The sequence below is a fragment of the Janthinobacterium sp. TND4EL3 genome, from assembly GCF_900156175.1.
GTDB lineage: Bacteria > Pseudomonadota > Gammaproteobacteria > Burkholderiales > Burkholderiaceae_D > Janthinobacterium.
Genome location: NZ_FTMV01000070.1, coordinates 1 through 1,197, shown reverse-complemented (window position 1 = coordinate 1,197; position 1,197 = coordinate 1). Strand labels below are relative to the sequence as shown.

The 1,197-nt window shown below is 51.8% G+C and carries 1 protein-coding gene and 1 pseudogene; both read right to left on the bottom strand.

The features are described 5' to 3' along the window. Positions 1 to 806 (bottom strand): annotated as a pseudogene (locus BXA07_RS30715) (virulence factor); the annotation flags it as partial. Between the two features lie 72 nt (positions 807 to 878). Then, positions 879 to 1,197 (bottom strand): effector protein Tle3 domain-containing protein (locus tag BXA07_RS29685; RefSeq protein WP_139335873.1); only part of this gene is annotated, 319 nt, incomplete at its 5' end.

The following is a 1,197-nucleotide window of genomic DNA, read 5'->3' as shown; positions in this document are numbered from 1 at the left end:
GGCGTCCGCTCCGTCTTGTAGTCGGGACCGGCCAGCACCAGCAGCACCAGGTTTTCGTTGATCTGCCGGTCCAGAGGACGACTGGGCGCATCCCAATTCATGGCCCAGACGGTTTCCTTGGGGTGCGTTTGCAGATAGTCGAGCGCGGCGGAAAGTGAAGTGAAACCGGCGTTGGGGCCGCCCATGGTGAGGCGGACGTCGGGTGGGGTGGAGCGGGTCCACAGGGTGGGAGAGTGGATGTTGCCGATGCTAAAAATATCGGCAACATATTCCCGGACGAAATTGGCTGCTTCCACTGGGTCGAGCTTGCCTTCAGGTAGCGCATATTCAATGTGAATGCCTGCAAGCTCGCGCCAGCGCGATTTGTTTTCAGCAGAGTGAACGTTGTAGAAGTACTCTGGATCAGAGTAATACACCCCATGAAAACGATCAAACATATCTTCGATATATTTATGGTGGTAGCCGAGAAAGGTTTCAGAGCCATTATTTCCAACCGCAATAGACGCAATGCTTTGCAGTTTGGAATATTTTTCAGGCTTTTCCCTGACCATCTCATCGTTCGGATTTGGTTGTGTCAGCCCCAACGTCCACAGCAATTGCCATTGCGTCGGATAGTCCTTCCGCTGTAGTGGATTAAGCCATTGCAAGCCAACTACTTGAGCCATGTAAGGCCGCTTATTCACCTCAGGTACAGCGCTAACGGTACTGCTCAAGGTAACAGGGGACGAACGCAAATGTGAACAGGCGGCCAGCAGAAATACGACCAGAAATCCGAGGGACACATACAGAAAAATAGTTTTGAACATGCTCAATGCTCCATCTATAAAAAGGCTGTTGCAGAAGGATCTGCTCTATACAAACCGGTAAATCGCATGGCATCAATCGTGAGCCAGTTCTCCAGACGTAGGCCGGGGATCCCGCGCAGGGTTTTCACGTATGTCGATAATTTTTTCAGGAAGACTGGCTTCTTCAGACTCTTTTACCCAAACCGAGGCAGTCATCTTGTTACGTGTCGCTTTGGCAAAGTACTCTTTAAAAGTCTTTGCTGAGTCACTATCATCAAGCGCTTTCAACAACCTCCAATCCGCCGCCACCCTCAACCTGCGCAGCTGATCCGGCTTGATGCGGCATACGCCCACCGCCACGTCATACGCAAGCGCACGCTCTGAGTGCATGGGGTTGGTCAGTATGGTGGAA